General features: G+C 36.0%; 11 protein-coding genes. 9 read left to right on the top strand and 2 right to left on the bottom strand.

The features are described from left to right. The first annotated feature begins 843 nt into the window (after positions 1-843). The 5 genes from AC3E9W_RS20280 to AC3E9W_RS20260 all read left to right on the top strand — a co-directional run bounded on the left by AC3E9W_RS20280 (position 844) and on the right by AC3E9W_RS20260 (position 17,097). A complete protein-coding gene (locus AC3E9W_RS20280; protein WP_488769788.1) occupies positions 844-11,241 on the top strand; it encodes an Ig-like domain-containing protein in 10,398 nt (3,465 codons plus the stop codon). Between the two features lie 44 nt (positions 11,242-11,285). Beyond that, positions 11,286-12,218, top strand: coding sequence for a PorP/SprF family type IX secretion system membrane protein (locus AC3E9W_RS20275; protein ID WP_306157695.1), 933 nt, complete (start codon positions 11,286-11,288; stop codon positions 12,216-12,218). Between the two features lie 11 nt (positions 12,219-12,229). Then, positions 12,230-14,167 carry an OmpA family protein gene (locus AC3E9W_RS20270; protein ID WP_488769787.1) on the top strand — a complete coding sequence of 646 codons (1,938 nt, stop codon included), beginning with the start codon at positions 12,230-12,232 and terminating at the stop codon, positions 14,165-14,167. A 244-nt stretch (positions 14,168-14,411) separates the two neighbouring features. Further along, positions 14,412-16,415, top strand: a complete 2,004-nt coding sequence (gene ligA, locus AC3E9W_RS20265) for an NAD-dependent DNA ligase LigA (protein WP_488769786.1) — start codon at positions 14,412-14,414, stop codon at positions 16,413-16,415. Next, entirely contained in the window at positions 16,405-17,097 is a 693-nt protein-coding gene (locus tag AC3E9W_RS20260; protein WP_306157701.1) for a hypothetical protein, read from the top strand. The genes ligA and AC3E9W_RS20260 overlap by 11 nt, the downstream gene beginning before the upstream one ends. Here the strand turns inward: AC3E9W_RS20260 and AC3E9W_RS20255 are convergent. Together AC3E9W_RS20255 and AC3E9W_RS20250 are read right to left on the bottom strand one after the other, a co-directional pair. Further along, the gene (locus tag AC3E9W_RS20255) at positions 17,084-17,995 is read right to left on the bottom strand and encodes a bifunctional metallophosphatase/5'-nucleotidase (RefSeq protein WP_306157703.1); all 912 of its coding nucleotides are present in this window, start codon (positions 17,993-17,995) and stop codon (positions 17,084-17,086) included. The genes AC3E9W_RS20260 and AC3E9W_RS20255 overlap by 14 nt on opposite strands. A 36-nt stretch (positions 17,996-18,031) precedes the next feature. After that, positions 18,032-18,811: a 5'-nucleotidase C-terminal domain-containing protein gene (locus AC3E9W_RS20250; RefSeq protein WP_488769785.1), complete on the bottom strand. Its 780-nt coding sequence runs from the start codon at positions 18,809-18,811 to the stop codon at positions 18,032-18,034. Between the two features lie 47 nt (positions 18,812-18,858). On the opposite strand from AC3E9W_RS20250, the gene AC3E9W_RS20245 reads away from it, so the two are divergent. The 4 genes from AC3E9W_RS20245 (at position 18,859) to AC3E9W_RS20230 (ending at position 21,527) form a co-directional block, all read left to right on the top strand. Then, positions 18,859-19,371, top strand: coding sequence for a DUF6913 domain-containing protein (locus tag AC3E9W_RS20245; protein ID WP_488769784.1), 513 nt, complete (start codon positions 18,859-18,861; stop codon positions 19,369-19,371). Between the two features lie 16 nt (positions 19,372-19,387). After that, positions 19,388-20,269 carry a 4-hydroxy-tetrahydrodipicolinate synthase gene (gene dapA / locus AC3E9W_RS20240; protein ID WP_306157709.1) on the top strand — a complete coding sequence of 294 codons (882 nt, stop codon included), beginning with the start codon at positions 19,388-19,390 and terminating at the stop codon, positions 20,267-20,269. 137 nt (positions 20,270-20,406) lie between these two features. Further along, positions 20,407-21,201 carry an outer membrane protein assembly factor BamD gene (locus AC3E9W_RS20235; protein ID WP_306157711.1) on the top strand — a complete coding sequence of 265 codons (795 nt, stop codon included), beginning with the start codon at positions 20,407-20,409 and terminating at the stop codon, positions 21,199-21,201. Between the two features lie 8 nt (positions 21,202-21,209). Then, positions 21,210-21,527, top strand: a complete 318-nt coding sequence (locus tag AC3E9W_RS20230; RefSeq protein ID WP_008463064.1) for a DNA-directed RNA polymerase subunit omega — start codon at positions 21,210-21,212, stop codon at positions 21,525-21,527. Positions 21,528-21,531: the final 4 nt, after the last annotated feature.

Raw genomic sequence — 21,531 nt, 5'->3', positions numbered from 1 at the left:
TTAGTGTACTGTTAATTTGCTAAATGAAGTTTTAAGAATAAATTATAAGAATTTTAGGCTTGTTTTATGTTTTTGTATTTCTTAATTTTAGATAACAAAAGTTAAACAAAGTTTTTCTTTTGGTTTTCAAAAACATATTGGTTAAGAAATATTCGCCATGTTGTTAAGATTGAAAATTGAAAAATTATACAATAACTTAATAAGTCTGCGTATGGAATTGACAATTACTTTCTTTATCAAAATTACTTTAATTGTACATTTTATTTTAGCTCTATTTTTTAACCTATTAGACTTCTTTTATCTGAACGATAATTTTAATCGTTTTAAGATATCTAATTTTATTTCAAAAGATCCGCATTTTAGTTTGCTGTCTTATAGTTACCCCATTTGGCGAGTCGATTATAAGGAGCAATAATTTTATTGAATATAAATAGATTCAGAATCAGCCTTATCAGCATGATTATTTTAGGAAGACTAATCAACTTTCTTTAAAAAATGAATCAACCTATATAAAAGAATCCCCAGTTCTACTTTCAACTAAAAATTTTCATTTATGAAAATTAGACCTGCAGCAAATCACTCCTCTAGGAAAACTGATCACAATCGTTTTTCCTCAAAAAAAGCGGAACTCATTTTGTCTCTAGGAGATAAGGTTTGTTCTCCGGTATGTTTCGGTATACCGAATTCAACATAATTTTTTTAAGAAAACAGAGTTTGCCAGCTTATTTATAAGTTGCTAGCTTATGTTTTAACTGTTTGATTTTTAATTGATTGTTTAATTGCGTAGGTGCTTGCACTTACTGCGAGAGGTGTTTTATTGTCCATTTTCTAATCTTCCAAATTATGAAAAAAAAATTTACTTTTTGTAATCTCAACCCTCAATTGAGATTATTAGGACTTTTAACTTTATTCCTGATATGCACTAATGCATTCTCTCAAACTATTTGTAGACCTGTGTCTCAGACAAATAGTACGGGAGGAGGGCTTGTGTGTTTAGGAGTAGGTGTTACTAGTCCTGCCAATGCTTACGATAGCGCTGGCTTATCCACTTATGCAACCTTGACAAATGGTATTGCAATTGCTGGATGTTTTGCAGAAGAAACAATGACTTTAAATCAAACGGCTCAAGCCGGTGACCAAGTTGCAATATACTTTGGTACGGGCAACGGTTTACTTGATTTAACGTTATTGTCAAATGCTACGGTTCAAGCTAAAAATTCTGGGGTCAATGTAGGTTCCAGCGTGGCTTTAAACAATCCGCTTTTGAATTTAAATTTGTTAAGCGGTAATACTGTAGCTGTTGCAAAATTTCCTATTACGGGTGATACCAACCAAATTCAAATTCAGGTTGGTGGTGGTCTGCTAAGTCTTTTGGCGACAGTTAGAATTTATGACATTAGGCTTGAGTTTGCTCAACCAACGGTATCTGGCGGTTTATCTCAAACAGTTTGTGCTGGACTTCCAACAACTCTTACAGCAACACCAGCTGCAGGGACTTCGCTTGCGTGGTATAGTTCTGAATTTTCTACCACAGCTTTGGCGACAGGAAATACATATACAACTCCTGCCTTAACAGCAAATACAACCTATTATATAGGAATAACTAGAGCAGCAGGGTGCGAAGGAAATGTTCGTGTGCCTGTTGTTTTAAATGTTTCAAACCCTGTTGCACCTGCTTATAGTAATGTAGGGACTGTAGTTTGTTCTACTGGGCCAACGCAACAGACTACATTATCATTGGTAAATCCTGTTCCTGGAACAACATATACTTGGTATAATGGTGCAAATACTGCGGTAGCATCAGGAACTTCCTATTCTCCGACAGTAGCTTTAGGAACAACTCCTTTTTCTGTGGAAGCTTCTATAGGAAGCTGTGTTAGCCCGACTCGTGCTAACATTAGTGTTGTTTCGACAGCAGTTCCTGCTAATCCAACAGTTCTTACTCAAAGTGTGACGATTCAATCGGGTCAGAATGCAACTTTAAATGCGACTTCTGAAGCTGGCACGCAATTAAACTGGTACGAAGCTGCAACTGGTGGAACAGCCGTTGCAACGAATACAGCAACTTTTACTACACCAATATTAACAGCTACGAAAACCTATTACGTTGAAGCGCAAAGCGCGAACGGAAATTGTGTTAGTGCAACAAGAGTGCCTGTTACGGTAACGGTTCAGCCATCAGCTTTAGGCGGATGTTTAGAAGCTAGCAGTCAGGTTACTTCTCAAGTTGGTATTTGTTTGCTGTGTAGTGTTACAAATCCAAACAATTCTGTAGATGGTAATCCTGCTACAGCAGCAAGACTTACTACTCCTGTTAATGTATTAGGTTCGGTACAACAAACTTTGCAATTTACTAATTCAGGAAAAGCTGGAGATATTGTTGAGGTTGATTTAGAATTGCCAGGAGGTTTGGCAGATGTACAATTATTAAGCGTAGTTAGTTTAGCTACATATAATGGTACAACTTATAATAATGATAGAGTTGCGATTAATAATCCTCTTATAACTTTACAGTTATTAAGCGGAACTAGATATAGAGCAACTGTTACAGCTGGAGCGAATTTTGACCGTGTTGAAGTTCGTTTAGGCGGTGTGGCAGGTCTTTTAACTAATTTAGATATTTATCAGGCAACTTATAGATATAAAATTCCAGATGTTACTGGCAATAAAACGATTTGCAGTGGAACAACAACAACATTAACCGCTGTTCTTGCTGTGGGTGAAACGGTTAATTGGTATAGTGCTGCTACAGGCGGTTCACCTTTAGCATCTACAGCTGCATTTACAACACCAGCTTTAACTGCACCAACTACTTATTATATAGAGGTGACAAGAAATGGATGTGTAAACAGTGTGCGATATCCGGTTGATATTTTAATTGATAACCCTGTTTTACCAACTATTACAGCAGTTCCTACCAATATTTGTAGCGGACAGTCAACAACCTTAACAGTTGATGCTCCAGTTGCTGGTACTGATTATAATTGGTATGATGCGGCTACAGGAGGAAATTTAGTATTTACAGGTAATTCTTTCACAACTCCTACATTAACTGTTAATACAAGTTATTTTGTAGAATCAGCTATAGGAAGCTGTGTAACGCCAACACGCCAAGAAGTAAATCTGATTGTAAATCCGATACCAGCTACTCCGACATTTACATCCTCTAATGTAATTATTCAGTCTGGTCAAAATGCTACTTTGACGGTTGCAAATCCAGTTGCTGGTGTACGATACAATTGGTATAGTGCAGCAACAGCAGGTACGCTTTTAGCAACGAATGTTACCTCATACACAACTCCAATATTATCAAGCAATCAAACTTATTATGTAGAAGCTTCTAATATAGGTACTGATTGCGCTAATACCACAAGAGGAGCGGTTTCGGTTACTGTAATAGCTAGTGCGAGTACATGTTTACAAGCTAATTCTCAGATACCATCGAATGATGGTGTGCTATGTGTTTTATGTACACCTACTAATCCAAATAATGCGGTTGATGGAGATATTACTACTTTCTCTCAACTTAGTGTACCGGTTGGTGTGGGGGCTTACCTACAACAGCAATTGATTTTCGCAAATCCAGGTTTGGCAGGAGATATTATCGATGTTGATTTAGAAGTTCCAGGAGGACTTTTAGATATAGGGGCATTATCCAATGTTACTCTTGCAACTTATAATGGAGCGACTTATAATAATGACAGAACAGCAATAAATGGTGGTTTGCTGAACATTCAGTTATTATCTGGAAATAAATTTAAAGCTAGTTTTACTGCGACAGCAGCGTTTGATCGTATAGAAGTACGATTAGGAGGCGTTGCTACTTTATTGAGCAATTTATATATTTATCAGGCAGCTTATAGATATCCAAATGCTACAATTACTGGAGCTGCAGCACCAATCTGTGCAGGGCAAACAGCAACTTTGTCAGCTTCTTCAACTGGAGGAGAAACTTTTGCATGGTACGATTCTCCAACTGGGGGAGCCATTGCTAGTGTAGCTCCTACAGCTGCTTTAACAGCTCCTACCACATATTATTTAGAAGCAACTCGTGCAGGCTGTATTAACAGTTTACGTCAGGCAGTGACAGTAAATGTTTTACCAATTCCAACTGCTGGAGACATTGCAATTACAAGTCCAGTAGAAGCTACTTGTGCGGGAACCGCTGTTTTAACTCCATCTTCTGCTATAGCGGGTGTAACATTTAAATATTATGAAAATTCAAATAGAACAGGAGAAATTGTAGATGGAAGTGTAATTGGTGGCGTAACATTTGCAAAAGATGCTAATGGTGTACTTACTATTTCTGGTTTAACTACTGGAACTTATAATTATTATATCTCTGCTTTGAATGGAGGTACTTGTGAAAATGTGGCCGGAGATTTAAAGCAAGTAACGGTTAATTTACCTTCAGTTACACCTTTAACAGTTATCACAACTCCATTACAAGCATGTGGAAGTGCTAATTTAATAAATGCAATCACCAATTTTGATTCTTCAGGAGATACTACTTACACTTTTTATAATCCGTCAAATGCGGTAATTACAGCAGATCAAGCGGCTAATATTACTGTTAGTGGCGTTTATTCTATAGAAGCACAAAATACAACAAGTACTTGTCCGTCAGCTAGACAGTCTGTAACAGTATCGATTAATGCATTGCCAACTTTAGATGTGATTAATCCACAGGAATCTGTAAATGTTGGAACTAATGTCGTATTAGATGCTACGTCTACAGGAACTGTAACATGGTTTAATTCTCAAGGTGTTGCAATTGCAGGACCTCCATTTACGACTGGTCCGTTGAATATTCCAGGAGTTTATACTTATACAGCAGTTGCAACTATTGGAACTTGTACTACTACAGCGACTAAGATAATCAACGTGATAGATCTTACAAGCTGCCAGAATTTAACACAACGAGTTTATGCAACAGCTCAAACGGAAGGTTCTATAATTACTGGAGGTGTTTCAGACGACGCAAATGCAGTTGATGGAAATCCTCAGACATTCTCAACAATTAATACAGGTATCGGACTTTTAGGTGTTGGTACAACATGGCAGAATTTAACTTGGCCTACTGTTATCGCTAAAGGTACTCCTGTAACCGTTAAATTAGGTTCTGAATATAGTTTATTGGCTGTTGGTCAGAATTTATCAGTAATTGGAACAAGAAATGGAGCTCTTATTGGCTCAGCGCAGCCTGTGTCTGGTTCATTGTTGAACTTAATTTCAGGTGATAATTCTTATGAGTTTACTTTTGTTCCTTCAGATGCTTCTGGACCACAAGATTATGATGGTATTCGCGTTGTATCGTCTTCATTGGTAAGTGTAGCACAAAATGTAAAAGTATTTGATGCTCATTATAATCAAGCAGTTACAACAGTAAATTGTACGCCAGGAGATATTCAGGATATTTTTTATGGCGCAACAGATTTAGGCTTGCCAATTGGTGCTGTAACTGCAGCTGTAGGGGTGAGTGACGCTTGGAATGTTGCAGATAATGATGTGACTACTTTTGCAACGATGTATAGCGGAGTAAGTGCTTTAGCATCTGCAGATTTAACAGTGCAATTTAAAACACCTTCTGTTCTTAGTGATACATTAAGAATCGTAGTTTCTAAACCAGCGACTCTTTTAACTGTTAATTTGCTTACAGGATTTTCAGTTCAGCGTTATTTAGGAAATGTAGCAGTTGGTGCTCCAATTGAAAATACAAGCCAATTATTAAGTATAAAATTATTGCCAGGAAATTCTTTGGCAATGGTATTGGTATCTTCTCCAACAGAAATTTACGATAGAGTTAGAATTCGTTTAGGAGGTGTTGTTGGAGTATTAGATTTCTTAAGAGTTCATACGGTAGAAAGAACGGCTAATACAACAGTAATTGGAGCTGATCCTCAGAACAAAATTACGGTCTGTCCGGGAACCGATATTACGCTCCAAATTCCTGAGATCGCTTGTTCAACTTATATTTGGTACGATGCAGAAACAGGAGGAAATGCAGTTGCCACTGGACCTACTTTTACAGTGCCAGATAATTTAGCAGCAGGTATTTATAAATATTATGTACAGCCAGTACGTTATGGCTGTCAAAATTATGCAAGAGGAGAAGTTACTGTTGAAGTACGAGCTTCTGCTCCAGTAAATGCTTTAGCAGATATTACTTTAAACGGAGGAACTGCAACTTCAGTTTGTTCAGCTTCTGGATCTGTAACTTTAGCAACAGGTTTAACTGGAACACCAGTTTTAACAAATCCTGTTTATCATTGGTATAGTTTTGATGGAACAACAGCTCAGTTAATTCCAGGCGAAACAACAAGTCAATTAATAGTAAACGGATTAGCTCCGGGAACTTATACATATTTTGTTGGAGTGAGTTCAGATGAGCTTTGCGAAACTGCAGCAGCAGATAGAAAGCAAATCACATTCACGATTTTACCTCCTTCAACAGTAAATGATATTTTAGTAGATGATGTTACGGTTTGCGATGGTGTACCAGCATCATTAACTCCAACGGCACCTACATTAACAAATCCAGTATTTACTTGGTATTTAGATGCTAATAAAACACAGCCAATTACAAATGGAGCTGTAATAGCAGGAGTTACTTATGCAATTGATGCAGCTGGTGTTTTAACCGCTACAGGTTTAACAAAAGCCGTAAGTCCGATAACGTATTATGTTGCTGTTTCAAGTACTAATACTTGCGAAAATTTAGCAGGAACATTACAAGATCCAGTAATTATTGTTAGCGATCCAAATACGCCAACTACCACAGATACGGCTCAAGATTTCTGTTTATCTGCTGCACCAACAGTTGCTAACATTCAAGTAAACGAAAGCAATGTAGTTTGGTATGATGCTCCTACAGGAGGAAATATAATTGCTTCAACGACGCCATTGGCTAACGGAATTTATTATGGATCTGCAACCGATGCAGTTACTAGCTGCGGAAGCTCAGTAAGATTGGCAGTTACAGTTACAGTAAACGATCCAGGAACTCCAACATTAGTTACAGCAGGAACACAAAACTTCTGTTTGGTTAACGCACCGACTTTTGCTAGTATTCAGTTTAATGAAGCTAACATTGTATGGTATACAGCTTTAACAGGAGGAACAGCAATTCCATCTACTACAGCTTTAACAACGGGACAATACTTTGCAGCAATCTCAGATCCAACAACAGGTTGCGAAAGTAATACAAGATTAACAGTTGATGTTATTGTAAACGATCCAGGAACTCCAACATTAGTGACGGCAGGAACGCAAAACTTCTGTTTGGAAGATGCGCCAACATTTGCAAGCATTCAAACAAATGAAGCAAACATTGTTTGGTATACAGCTTTAACAGGCGGAACAGCGATTCCATCAACAACAGCTTTAACATCAGGCCAATATTTTGCAGCAATTTCAGATACAACAACAGGCTGTGAAAGCGCTACAAGATTAACAGTTGACGTAATTGTGAATGACCCTGGAACACCAACTTTAGTAACAGCAGGAACACAAAACTTCTGTACGGTTAATGCTCCGACATTTGCAAGCATTCAGACAAATGAAACTAACATTGTATGGTATACAGCTTTAACTGGAGGAACAGTAATTGCGCCAACAACAGTTTTAACAACTGGTACATACTACGCTGCTATAGCTGATGCTGTGACAGGATGCGAAAGCGCTTCAAGATTAACAGTTGATGTAATTGTAAGTGATCCAGGAACTCCAACTTTAGTTACAGCAGGAACACAAAACTTCTGTTTGGTTAACGCACCGACTTTTGCTAGTATTCAGTTTAATGAAGCTAATATTGTATGGTATACAGCTTTAACAGGAGGAACAGCAATTCCATCTACTACAGCTTTAACAACAGGACAATACTTTGCAGCAATCTCAGATCCAACAACAGGTTGCGAAAGTAATACAAGATTAACAGTTGATGTTATTGTAAACGATCCAGGAACTCCAACATTAGTGACGGCAGGAACGCAAAACTTCTGTTTGGAAGATGCGCCAACATTTGCAAGCATTCAAACAAATGAAGCAAACATTGTTTGGTATACAGCTTTAACAGGCGGAACAGCGATTCCATCAACAACAGCTTTAACATCAGGACAATATTTTGCAGCAATTTCAGATACAGCAACAGGCTGTGAAAGCGCTACAAGATTAACAGTTGACGTAATTGTCAATGACCCTGGAACACCAACTTTAGTAACAGCAGGAACACAAAACTTCTGTACGGTTAATGCTCCGACATTTGCTAGCATTCAGACAAATGAAACTAACATTGTATGGTATACAGCTTTAACTGGAGGAACAGTAATTTCGCCAACAACAGTTTTAACAACTGGGACATATTATGCTGCTATAGCTGATGTTGTGACAGGATGCGAAAGTGCTTCAAGATTAACAGTTGATGTAATTGTAAGTGATCCGGGAACTCCAACTTTAGTTACAGCAGGAACACAAAACTTCTGTACAGTTAATGCACCAACATTTGCAAGCATTCAGACAAATGAAGCAAACATTGTTTGGTATACAGCTTTAACAGGCGGAACAGCAATTCCATCTACTACAGCACTTACAACAGGACAATATTTTGCAGCAATTTCAGATCCGACGACAGGATGTGAAAGCAATACAAGATTAACAGTTGATGTTATTGTAAGTGATCCAGGAACTCCAACATTAGTAACAGCAGGAACACAAAACTTCTGTTTGGAGGATGCACCAACATTTGCAAGCATTCAGACAAATGAAACTAATATTGTCTGGTATACAGCTTTAACAGGCGGAACAGCAATTCCATCTACTACAGCACTTACTACAGGCCAATATTTTGCGGCAATTTCAGATACAGCTACTGGATGTGAAAGCGCTACAAGATTAACAGTTGACGTAATTGTCAATGACCCTGGAACACCAACTTTAGTAACAGCGGGAACACAAACTTTCTGTACAGTTAATGCTCCTACATTTGCAAGCATTCAGACAAATGAAACTAACATTGTATGGTATACAGCTTCAACTGGTGGAACAGCAATTGCTCCGACAACAGTTTTAACAACTGGTACATACTACGCTGCTATAGCTGATGCTGTGACAGGATGCGAAAGTGCTTCAAGATTAACAGTCGATGTGATTGTAAATGATCCAGGAACACCAACTTTAGTAACAGCAGGAACACAAAACTTCTGTACAGTTAATGCGCCTACATTTGCAAGTGTTCAGTTTAATGAAACTAATATTGTTTGGTACACAGCTTTAACAGGCGGAACTGCAATTCCATCTACTACAGCTTTAACTAGCGGTACATATTATGCAGCTATCAGTGATCCAGCAACTGGATGTGAAAGCGCAAATAGAGCAGGGGTGGTAATAAGCGTTACAGATCCAACGACTCCAACAACAACTGCAACTGCACAGACCTTCTGTTCAGGAACAAACCCAACAGTTGCTAATATTCAAGTGAATGAAAGTAATGTGGTTTGGTATACAACTCAAACAGGAGGAACAGCTTTAGCTTCGACAGCTGCTTTAACAACGACAACTTATTATGGAGCAATTCAAGATCCAGCAACGGGCTGTGAAAGCAGTGTAAGATTACAAGTAGCGGTTACAGTAGGTAATACAGTTAACCCAACTACAAATAATGCAGCTCAAAGTTTCTGCTCTGCAAACGCACCAACATTTGCTAATATTCAAGTAAATGAAGGAAACGTAACCTGGTATACTGCTGCTACAGGCGGTACAGCAATTGCAGCAACAACAGCATTAACTTCTGGAGTATATTTCGGAAATATAATTGATGCTGCAACAGGCTGCGAAAGTTCAACTCGTTTGCAAGTAACAGTTACAGTAGTAGATCCAGCTGCGACGCCAACTACAAATAACGCAACTCAGAATTTCTGTACCTTAAATTCACCAACAGTTGCTAATATTCAAGTAAACGAAGCAAATGTGGTTTGGTACACTACAGCTACAGGAGGAACAGCTCTAGCTTCAACAACAGCTCTTGCAACAGGCACTTATTATGGTGCAGTTTCTAGCGCAGTTGGATGTGAGAATCCAGTAAGATTGGCAGTTGTCGTAAATGTAAATTCGCCAAGTGTTATTACAACGACAAGAACTAACCAGACATTCTGTTTATCAGCTTTACCAACATTGGCTAGCATTTTGGTAAACGAAGCAAATGTAGTTTGGTATGCGTCTGCAACTGGCGGAACACCATTGGCAAATAATACTCCGCTTACTGCAACTACTTATTATGCTGCTGCTTTAGCAAATACTACAAATGGATGTGATAACGGACCGAGATTAGGAATTACAATTTCTTTCGAAAATGATGCTGCAGTTCAATTAGCAACTACAGATGATACTCCTTGTGTATTCAAAGGTGTAACCTATTCAATTGCAAATGGTAAATCTAATTATGTTTGGACAATCAACGGAGGAACAATTGTTTCTGGCGGTGGAACAAGCGACGGTTCTGTAACCGTTTCTTGGTCAGATATTGGTCCGGGAACAGTAACTGTAGCGTATGTTAATAATTGTGACGAAAGAACAATTAAAACATTAAATGTTACAGTAGCAAGCTGCTCAGATTTAACGATCACTCATGAGGTTGATAATCCAACTCCGAATTTTGGAGATCAGGTAACATTTACCATTACAGTAAACAATGTTGGTGAAGGAGATTTCATAAACACTATTGTCAGCGAATTGCTTCCTAGCGGTTTACAGTACGTAAGTTCTTCTGCAAATTCAGGAACATACGATCCAGCAACACAGCTTTGGACAATACCATCACTTCCTGCTGGTCAGAGTGTAGTCTTAACAATTGTTGCAGAGGTGTTATCGGGTGGTACTTATACAAGTGTCGCAACTGTTGAAACTTCAACTCCTTTAGATGTTGATGCATCAAACAATTCAGCTTCAGTAACATTAGAGCCAATTTGTCTAACGGTTTACAATGAGTTTACTCCAAACAATGACGGTAAAAATGATTTGTTTAGAATTGACTGTATTGAGTCTTATCCAAACAATGAACTGAAAGTGTTTAACAGATATGGAGCATTAGTATATAGTAAAGCAAACTATGAAAATGATTGGAACGGTACTGCAAATGTATCCGGAGTTGTTAATAGAGGAGATATGCTGCCAACAGGTACTTATTTTTATGTGATAACCATTGGAGATGGAACGGTTAAAAAAGGCTGGTTGTCTATTATGAGATAATCCACTTCTATTAATCTAATTAATTAAACTAAATAAGTATCGTTATGAAACTATATATAAAATCATTAGAAACGTATTTTATTCTAATATGTTCTTTTATTACGGTTTGTGCTTCGGCACAACAAGACCCGGGATATACGCAGTATATGTATAACACTATGGCGGTAAATCCAGCGTATGCTGGATCTACCGGAACCATAGAGGCAGCACTTTTATATCGTTCTCAATGGGTAGGAATGCCCGGCGCACCAGAAACACAATCTTTCTCTGTTCATTCTCCTCTTCGAAATGAGACATTAGGAATAGGGTTAAGTGTCGTAAACGATAAAATTGGACCTTCCAACGAACTGTATCTTGATGGAAACTTCTCTTATTCAGTGCCTCTTGGCTATGAAAAAAGACTGGCATTTGGTATAAAAGCGGGTACGAGAATGTTAAACATCGATTGGTCTAAAGGAAGATATTATGATGATGACGATGTTTTGTTAAACCAAAACATCAACAATCAGATGAAACTAGCAGTAGGAGCAGGAATTTACTACTATACAGAAAAATGGTATGTAGGACTTTCAGTTCCGAGTTTTATTCAGAATGATTACTATGATGACGTTCAGGAATCTATTGATTATGATCGTATGCATTACTACTTAATGGGAGGTTATGTTTTTGATTTGAATCCAAATTTGAAATTTAAACCAGCATTTTTAGTAAAAGCAGTAAGCGGAGCACCAATTACGGCAGACATATCGGCAAATTTCATGATTCAGGAAAAGTTTGTTATAGGGGGAGCCTACCGAACAGATGATTCGGTAAGTATATTGGCAGGTTTTCAAATATCGCCAAGTTTCTATCTTGGATACGCTTTTGATTACACTGTAAGCCAATTGAACAAATACAACGATGGTACTCACGAATTCATCTTGCGTTATCAATTTGTGAAAAACCAAAGTAAAATTAAGTCTCCTCGATTCTTCTAAAAATAAAACTTATGAGAAAACTATATATCCTATGTTTAATTTTGAGCGTTACGTTTAGTTTCGCTCAAAAAACAAATTTAAAGAAAGCCGATGCTTTGTTTCGAAACTTTTCTTATTTGGATGCTTCCAAAGCTTACGAAGAAATTTTGCAAAACATAAAAGATCCATCGGCACAGACTTTGAAGAACGCGGCAGATTCCTACTATTTCATTTCCGATTCGCGAAATGCACTTAAATGGTACAGAAAACTGTATGAAGTTCAAGGAAACAATCTGACTGATATTTACTATTTGCGTTATATCCAATCTATGAAAGCAGTTATGGATTATGATGAAGCAGATAAAATCACAAAAGAATATCTAGATAAAAAAGGAGATAAAGCAGAGATTAACCGATACGTTGCCCAGAAAAAATATATGGACAGCGTTGCCAAGGCAAAGCCGCTTTATACTATTAAAAATCTTGATATTAACACTAGTAAATCAGATTTTGGGGCTACATTTTTTAAAGACAATGTAGTATTTACTTCGGCTCGTGATACCACAAAGTTCAGCGAAAAACTGTATACTTGGAACAATCAGCCTTTTCTTAATTTGTATATAGCAGAAAGAAATCCGGCAGACGGCAGTTTGTTTAACGAAACTGTTTTCCTTCCTAATGTAATGACTAAATATCATGAAGCAACAGCAAGTTTTGACAATCAGGGAAAAACAATTTATTATTCAACCAACATTGTCAAGAAAAATAAATTGGTTATTGATGAAGAAAGAGTCAATAACTTTCAGATTGTCAAAGGATCTATCGTCAACAATAAATTAGAAAATCCGCAGAAAGTATTTTTTGACAGCGACGATTATTCTGTTGGACATCCATCATTAAGCGAAGACGGACAACTGCTTTTCTTTGCGTCAGATATGCCGGGAGGTTATGGGGAAACCGATTTATACATGGTAAAAATTGCTGCAGATGGCACCATGAGTTCGCCTCAAAATTTAGGGCCAAGCATTAATACTATTGGTAATGAAGTATTTCCATTTTTCCAAAACGGAGTTTTATACTTCTCTTCTGATGGACATTACGGCTGGGGAGATTTAGACGTGTACGAAAGTAAGTTTTTGGCAAATGGAAGCTTTTCAACGCCAAAAAATCTTGGAGCACCAGTCAACAGCAACAAAGACGATTTTTCTTTTATAATTGACAGAACAGATGCATACGGTTATTTTTCTTCGAATAGAGCAGGAGGAAAAGGAGACGATGATATTTATTCTTTTGTAAAAGGAAAACCAGTGTGTAACCAAAGTATTTCGGGAATGGCTTTTGATCGAAAAACAAAAAAGCCACTGACAGATGTTACCATAATGGCGTATAACTCTTTTAGTGAAGTTCTGGGCGAAACCAAAACCAACTATGAAGGAAAATATGCTATTGAAGTTCCTTGTAACAAAGTGGTTAAAATGATTGCCGCAAAACCAAATTACAGCAGTGATGATAAAACAGTTGAAACAACTGGCCAAAACGGTGGCGAAATTACAGATGTAAACTTTGAATTGAGCAATTACGATGACTTGGTAGTTAAAAAACAAGGAGTAGAAAAAGTCGATGTAAACCCGATTTATTTCGATTATGATAAATATGATATTACGCCAAAAGCAATTGAAGAGTTGTCTAAAGTGGTTTTCATTATGCAGAAATTTCCAAACATCAGAATCAAAATTGAATCTCACACCGATTCTCGCGGAAAAGATGCTTACAACCTAAAACTTTCAGATAATAGAGCAAAATCTACACGAGATTATATACTTTCTCAAGGCATAGATGCTTCTAGAATTGAAAGCGCTATTGGTTACGGAGAAAGCCGACTAATTAACAAATGTAAAAATGGCGTAAAATGTTCTGAAGAAGAGCATTTGCTAAATAGACGTTCAGACTTCATCATTATTCAAAAATAGTTTTATATTTGCATTGTAATTGGTTGATTATCAGTGTAAAATATAAAACGTCAAAACCATTTGGAAGTTGGTTTTTTTTAATTCTTTTTTAAGAATAATGGACAAGGAGAAAATCAGACTGCATGAATTTGCAGTCTGATTTTTGATTTTCTAAAACTTTTATTTTTTCTCCATTTGAACAAAAATAAATTCTAATTTTGATATTCAGTTTTTCATTATTATAATCTGCAATATTTTACTATTTATGAGCATTCAAGAGACCATTCAAGCATTACGAAATGAACTTAATCAGCACAACTATAATTATTATGTGTTAGACAATGCCACAATTTCAGATTATGATTTTGATATTAAGCTCAAAGAACTTCAGGATTTAGAAAATAAGCATCCAGAATTTTTTGATGAAAACTCGCCAACTCAACGAGTGGGAGGGGCCGTTACTAAAAATTTCAAAACAATTGCACACCAGTACAGAATGTATTCTTTGGATAATTCTTATTCTAAAGAAGACCTTTTAGATTGGGAAAACCGTATTCAGCGAGTTTTAGGAAACGTAGACTTGCAATATACTTGCGAATTAAAATATGACGGAGCTTCAATAAGCATTACTTACGAAAACGGAAAAATAGCTCAGGCTTTAACACGCGGAGATGGTTTTCAAGGAGATGAGGTAACAAACAACATTAAAACCATAAAGTCAGTTCCGCTGCATTTAAAAGGGAATTACCCTGATAAATTTGATATTCGCGGAGAAATCATTCTTCCGTATGCCGGTTTTGAAAAAATGAATCAAGAATTGATCGAAATTGGAGAAACACCCTATTCAAATCCAAGAAATACAGCATCGGGAAGTTTAAAATTGCAAGACAGTGCTGAGGTTGCCAAACGTCCGCTAGAGTGTCTGCTTTATTTTGTTACAGGAAATAATCTGCCTTTCAAAACCCAATTTGAAGGTTTAGAAATGGCTAGAAGCTGGGGATTTAAAGTGCCTAAAGAAGCAAAATTGGCCAATAGCATGCAAGAAGTTTTTGACTTTATTGATTATTGGGATGTGCACCGTCATAATTTGCCTTACGAAACCGATGGTGTTGTTGTCAAAGTAAATAGCATTCAGCATCAAGAAGAATTGGGGTATACGGCAAAATCGCCTCGTTGGGCAATGGCGTACAAATTTAAAGCCGAGCAAGTTTCAACCAAATTAAAATCAATTTCATATCAAGTAGGCAGAACTGGAGCAATAACGCCAGTTGCCAATTTAGAGCCAGTTCAGCTTGCAGGAACTATTGTAAAAAGAGCTTCGCTTCATAACGCTGACCAGATTGAAAAATTAGATATCAGAATAAACGATACTGTTTTTGTAGAAAAAGGAGGAGAAATTATCCCAAAAATCATTGCAGTAGATTTAGATAAACGCCCAGAAAATTCAGAAAAAACACATTATATCGCGTATTGCCCAGAATGCCACACCGAATTGGTGCGAAATGTGGGAGAAGCCAATCATTACTGTCCTAATTTTTACGGATGTCCTCCGCAGATTATTGGAAGAGTGCAGCATTTTATTTCAAGAAAAGCAATGGACATTGAAGGACTTGGTGGAGAAACAGTTGCTTTATTGTTCAAAAATGATTTGGTCCATAATTACGCCGATTTGTACGAACTGAAGGTAGAAGATATTTTGCATTTAGAAAGAATGGCACAAAAATCGGCTGAAAATCTGGTGAATGGAGTACAGAAATCAAAAGAAATTCCATTCGAAAGCGTATTATTTGCGCTTGGAATTCGATTTGTAGGAGAAACAGTGGCTAAAAAACTAGCCAAACATTATAAAAATATCGATGCTTTAAGCCAAGCTTCATTAATGGATCTGGTTCTGGTTGATGAAATTGGAGAAAGAATCGCTAAAAGTGTTATTGAATTCTTCGAAAATGAAGAAAATAGAAAAATTATTGAACGTTTAAAAAGTTATGGAATTCAATTTGAAATTGAAGAAAAAATAAACCCAAATGCTACTGATAAATTTGCTGGAAAAACTTTTGTGGTTTCTGGCGTTTTTAGTCAATTTTCTAGAGACGAATTAAAGAAAGCCATTGAAGATAACGGAGGAAAAGTAGGAAGCTCAATTTCTGCAAAAACAGATTTTGTAGTAGCGGGAGATAATATGGGGCCAGCCAAACTGGAAAAAGCAACAAAGCTGAATATTACCATATTATCGGAAGATGATTTTATAAACAAATTGAATGAAGCCTAATAAACCATCATTAATTTTGTTTTTTCTAGCCTTGCTCTGTACAATCATTTTTGATTGGACAGAACAAGAGTTTTTTGCGACGTATGCAAAAGCCATTGTTCTTCCTGCGATTTTTATTTATTATTTAATAAGCAGTGAGTTAAAAATTGGAAAAACAGAAGGTTTTATTTTCTTTTTCTGTTTTGTTGGACAAGTTTATGATCTGATGGATGTTGAAAGTTCCGAAATAGGAGGAGTATTTAGTTTTTTGATCGTATATACTCTTATCGTTACCATATTTATTCGGGAACACGAAAGGATAAAACTAACCAGACGCGACATTCTGCCTATTTCTATTGTAGTCGTTTTTATAGTCTATTTGTTGATCTCTGTTTTGAGTCTTCAGCTAGACAGCATGAGGAAGTTTATTCTCGTTTACACCGTGTACGGAATCGTGCTGAGCTTATTGAGTTATTTCTGTTTTGTAAGCTACATTACAAAAGGTACACACATAGCGTTGCTGATGTCGCTTATGGCAATAAGCTACATCTTCTCTGATATCTTTTATATTTTTAATGAATATTTCTCGTATTCTGTTGTTTTAGTTTTAATACGAGATACAACTCAAATTCTAGCTTATTTCTTTATGGTAGAATACTTTTTAGAAAAAGCTAGAATTCAAAAGAAGGCTATACAACAATAGTTGCACTTTGGTTAGTATAAGCTTTGTCTTTATCAAAATAAAAATCGATACGGCCTAAATTAATTCCGTAACAACCCACTTGATTTACCAAAACCTCTTTACCAGCTTTATTTTTTACAATTGTTGGTTTGTCTAAGAAAGTATGCGTATGTCCTCCGATAATTAAATCGATATCTTGAGTTTGTTCAGCAAATTTCAAGTCGCTTATTTTTGTCGGATCATCTTTGTATTTATAACCTAAATGCGAAAGGCAAATAACCAAATCACATTTTTGCTCTTTTTTCAAAAGCTGTGCCATATCTTGAGCAACTTCAACCGGATTGTTGTAAACCGTTTCCAAGTACAATTTTTTATCTACTAAACCTTGCAATTCAATTCCAACACCAAAAACACCAACTTTAATTCCATTTTTATTAAAGATTTTGTACGGCTTAACATGTCCGTCCATAACCGTATTTTTAAAATCATAGTTTGAGTTGATAAAATCAAAACTTGCGTGCGGAAGCTGAGCGTATAATCCGTCAAGACCATTATCAAAATCATGATTTCCAATTGTAGAAGCATCATATTTCATCATGCTCATCAATTTAAACTCTAATTCTCCTCCGTAATAATTAAAATAAGGAGTTCCTTGAAAAATATCTCCAGCATCCAGCAAAAGCACATTCGGATTTTCTTTACGGATAGTTTCAATTAAAGTGGCACGTCGAGAAACGCCCCCTTTATTAGGATTACGCGGATCATCAGCAGGAAAAGGATCAATGTGGCTGTGCACATCGTTAGTATGTAGAATCGTTAAATGCTTATTATCGTTACTTTCAAAACTGCTCAAAGACAATCCTAAACTTAATAGGGCAGTACTTGCTGCTGTTTTTTCGATAAACTCTCTTCTTTTCATTTTATATATTTTTTGCAGAAATGCTATACTTGTTTTTTATTCTTCTGTGATTCTGATATTTTTTGGAGCAACAACCGTGTCTACTTCTTTAAAATAATCAATCAATACATCTCTAAGTTTATAATTTAAGTCAAACTTTTGAGTGGCTTTTGCAAAGAAAGTCATGCTGTCGCCTCCATTTGCTAGATAATCATTTGTGGCAACATAATACGTCTTGTTTAAATCAAGCGGTTTGCCTTGCACCATAATGTTTTTTGCTTTTTCGTCTTTTGTAATCGTAAACGTCATTCCAGACAATGGCTGAGGTTTTTTCTCCTTAATAATATAAGAAGCAATTTCTGAGATCTGCTCGCCTTTTAAAGCCAAAACAACTAAGCTGTTTTCAAAAGGCATAATTTCAAAAGCTGTCCTTGTTGTTACATTTCCTTTTGGAAGAATAGCACGAATACCGCCATGATTTAAAAGACAGACATCAATATCTTTATTTTCACGTTTGTTAAAAACAAGATTTCCTCTTTGCACACACACATCAGCCATTAAGCTTCCAATTCCAGTTTGCCATTTTCCAGTGCTTTTGTCAAGAGTTTCAGGGCAATATGCCAATACATTGTCCAAATCCTTATTAATGTGATCGCGATAAGGCTTAATAAAGTTTTCAATTTCAGGAGTTTCGCCAGTCTTTTCAGTAACAGGAAGTTGCTTTCCTTCAATTTTAGTTAAGTTGTAGTTTTTGGGGCTACAAGAAGAGATTAAAAAAAGTGTTAAGAATATAACAAAAAGTTTTAAAAATCCGTTATACTTTTTTAGTTTTACCATTTTAAATGCAATTGAAATAATTAATTTTGTAATCGAGTAAAAGTAGTATGTTTTTGAATTATATAAAGGAATTTTTTGTAAAAAAATCATTAAAATTTCATTTAAATAATGAAAAACGCGAAGTATTTACCAAAAACGTTCAAACAATTGGTTTATTGATAGATGAGAGCAACTTTGAGCATTCAGAAGCACTAATAAAGGAGTTAACGCTCCAAGGAATCGCTTTAGAAAACATAAAAGTTGTTGCATATAGAGAAAAATTCAAAGAAAAAGAGACCTATTCACGTCCAACTTTTGGTAAAAAACACATCAATTGGAGAGGTGAAATTTCAGAAGATTTTTTGAATGAATTTATAAATTCAGAATTCGATCTTTTGTTGAGTTATTACAATGTTGAAGATGTCTTTATAATGTTAGTGACAAGCAAGTCGAAAGCTAAATTTAAAATCGGATTCTCTAATGTAAACCAAGATCTGAACCGTTGGATGATTAGTACAGAATTAGGAAACTATAAACTCTTCGTTTCAGAATTGTTTAGGTATTTAAAAAATATAAAATAAAACTATAATTAATAATATGCAATCATTGATAGGAACTGGTGTTGCGCTTGTAACTCCATTTAAAAAAGATTTTTCAGTTGACATTGAAGCTTTACAACGTATTGTAAACTTTTCTATAGATGGCGGAGTGGAGTATCTTGTTGTGATGGGAACAACTGCAGAAAATGCAACCCTTACAGCAGAAGAGAAAGAATTGGTTATAAAGACTGTAATCGATGTGAACAAAGGAAGACTTCCGCTTGTTTTAGGAGTTGGAGGTAATAATACTATGCAGATTGTTGAGGAATTAAAGACAAGAGATTTTTCTGCTTTTGAAGCGATTTTGTCTGTTTCTCCATATTATAATAAACCTACACAAGAAGGAATTTATCAGCACTTTAAAGCAATTGCAGAGGCATCTCCAATTCCCGTAATCTTGTATAACGTTCCAGGAAGAACTTCAAGCAATATGCTTCCGTCAACAGTGGTGCGTTTGGCGAACGATTTTAAAAATGTAGTTGCTATTAAAGAAGCGGCTGGAGATATGGCTCAAGCTATGCAGATTATTAAAAATGCTCCAAAAGATTTCTTAGTGATTTCTGGAGACGATATGCTAGCATTGCCGATCGTTTTAGCAGGTGGAGCAGGAGTAATTTCTGTAATCGGGCAAGGTTTTCCTAAAGAATTTTCAGAAATGATTCGTTTAGGACTAAATAAAAAAGCTGCCGACGCGTTTAAAACACATTATTTTTTATCAGACAGTATTGATATGATTTTTGAGCAGGGAAATCCAGCAGGAATCAAACAAATCTTCCAAGCCCTTGGAATTGCTGAAAATACCGTTCGTCTTCCGCTAGTTTCAGTTGATGATTCGCTAGCAACAAGACTGAATGAGTTTGTAAAAAACAGCATTAAATAATTGTTAAAGTGTTAGTATTTTAAGATACTAAAAAATTATTTTGCAGTAGCTAAATTAATAACTAAATTTGCCACCGAAACTTCGGTGCGATTTCACTTTGGCATAATTGTCTGAGAGATTCTAATAACAGTAAGAAAATGAAAAAAATACTATCGCTATTAATTGTTGTAACTCTTTTTTATTCTTGTGGAGAATATCAAAAAGCGTTGAAAAATGAAGACGTTGCAGCAAAATTTGAGATGGCGACAAAAATGTATGATGCTGGTAAATACACAAAAGCGATTCGTCTTTTTGAGCAATTAGCAACTTCTTACAGAGGAAAACCTCAGGCAGAAAAACTGTTTTACATGTTTTCTCAGTCTTATTATAAAACAAAACAGTATTATCTAGCAGGTTATCAATTCGAAGCTTTTGTTTCGGGATACCCAAGAAGTGAGAAAGTGCAAGAAGCAGCTTTTTTAGGTGCTTACAGCTACTCTAAATTGTCGCCAGCTTATAGCTTAGATCAGGCAGATACGGTTAAAGCATTAGAAAAATTACAGGCTTTTATTGATAATTATCCAAACTCAGAATACATTCCTCAAGCAAATGAGGCTGTACAGAAGCTAAATGGTAAATTAGAGAAAAAAGCATACGAAAATGCTAAAGGATATAATACGATTTCAGATTACAAATCAGCTTTAATTGCGTTTGATAATTTTATTGCCGATTTTCCTGGAACGCCTTTTAAAGAAGATGCATTGTTTTATAAATACGATTCAGCATATCAATTGGCAATTAACAGTGTTCCTTCAAAAATGGAAGAGCGTTTGAAGGTTGCACAGACAGCTTATGCTAATTTGATCAAGTTTAAAAGCGATACAAAATATAAAGAAAAGGCAGAAGAAATGAATGCCAGAGTTGAAACAGATTTACAAAAATTTACTAAATAAATAAAGTGATGGATTTAAAAAAGACGAATGCTCCTGTAAACACAATAACTTACAATAAAACAGTTATTGAAGAGCCAACAGGAAATGTGTATGAGGCAATTACCATTATGGCTAAAAGAGCAAATCAAATTAATTCAGAGATTAAAAAAGAATTGACTGAAAAATTAGAAGAGTTTGCTACTTATAATGATAGTCTAGAGGAAGTTTTTGAAAATAAAGAACAAATTGAAGTTTCTAAATTTTACGAAAAATTACCAAAACCACACGCTTTAGCTGTTCAAGAATGGTTAGACGGTAAAACTTACCACAGAAGTTCAAACAAATAATAGT

It is taken from the genome of Flavobacterium sp. 38 (assembly GCF_057799715.1).
Note: the sequence above shows the minus strand (reverse complement) of the source record. Positions and strands in the feature narration are given on the sequence as shown.

Bases quoted from the DNA above. Each gene is read 5' to 3' on its own strand.
- AC3E9W_RS20250 (WP_488769785.1), bottom strand. From the start codon at position 18,811: ATGGTAAAACTAAAAAAGTATAACGGATTTTTAAAACTTTTTGTTATA.
- AC3E9W_RS20280 (WP_488769788.1), top strand. From the start codon at position 844: ATGAAAAAAAAATTTACTTTTTGTAATCTCAACCCTCAATTGAGATTA.
- AC3E9W_RS20260 (WP_306157701.1), top strand. From the start codon at position 16,405: ATGAAGCCTAATAAACCATCATTAATTTTGTTTTTTCTAGCCTTGCTC.
- AC3E9W_RS20270 (WP_488769787.1), top strand. From the start codon at position 12,230: ATGAGAAAACTATATATCCTATGTTTAATTTTGAGCGTTACGTTTAGT.
- ligA (WP_488769786.1), top strand. From the start codon at position 14,412: ATGAGCATTCAAGAGACCATTCAAGCATTACGAAATGAACTTAATCAG.
- AC3E9W_RS20245 (WP_488769784.1), top strand. From the start codon at position 18,859: ATGTTTTTGAATTATATAAAGGAATTTTTTGTAAAAAAATCATTAAAA.
- AC3E9W_RS20230 (WP_008463064.1), top strand. From the start codon at position 21,210: ATGGATTTAAAAAAGACGAATGCTCCTGTAAACACAATAACTTACAAT.
- dapA (WP_306157709.1), top strand. From the start codon at position 19,388: ATGCAATCATTGATAGGAACTGGTGTTGCGCTTGTAACTCCATTTAAA.
- AC3E9W_RS20235 (WP_306157711.1), top strand. From the start codon at position 20,407: ATGAAAAAAATACTATCGCTATTAATTGTTGTAACTCTTTTTTATTCT.
- AC3E9W_RS20255 (WP_306157703.1), bottom strand. From the start codon at position 17,995: ATGAAAAGAAGAGAGTTTATCGAAAAAACAGCAGCAAGTACTGCCCTA.
- AC3E9W_RS20275 (WP_306157695.1), top strand. From the start codon at position 11,286: ATGAAACTATATATAAAATCATTAGAAACGTATTTTATTCTAATATGT.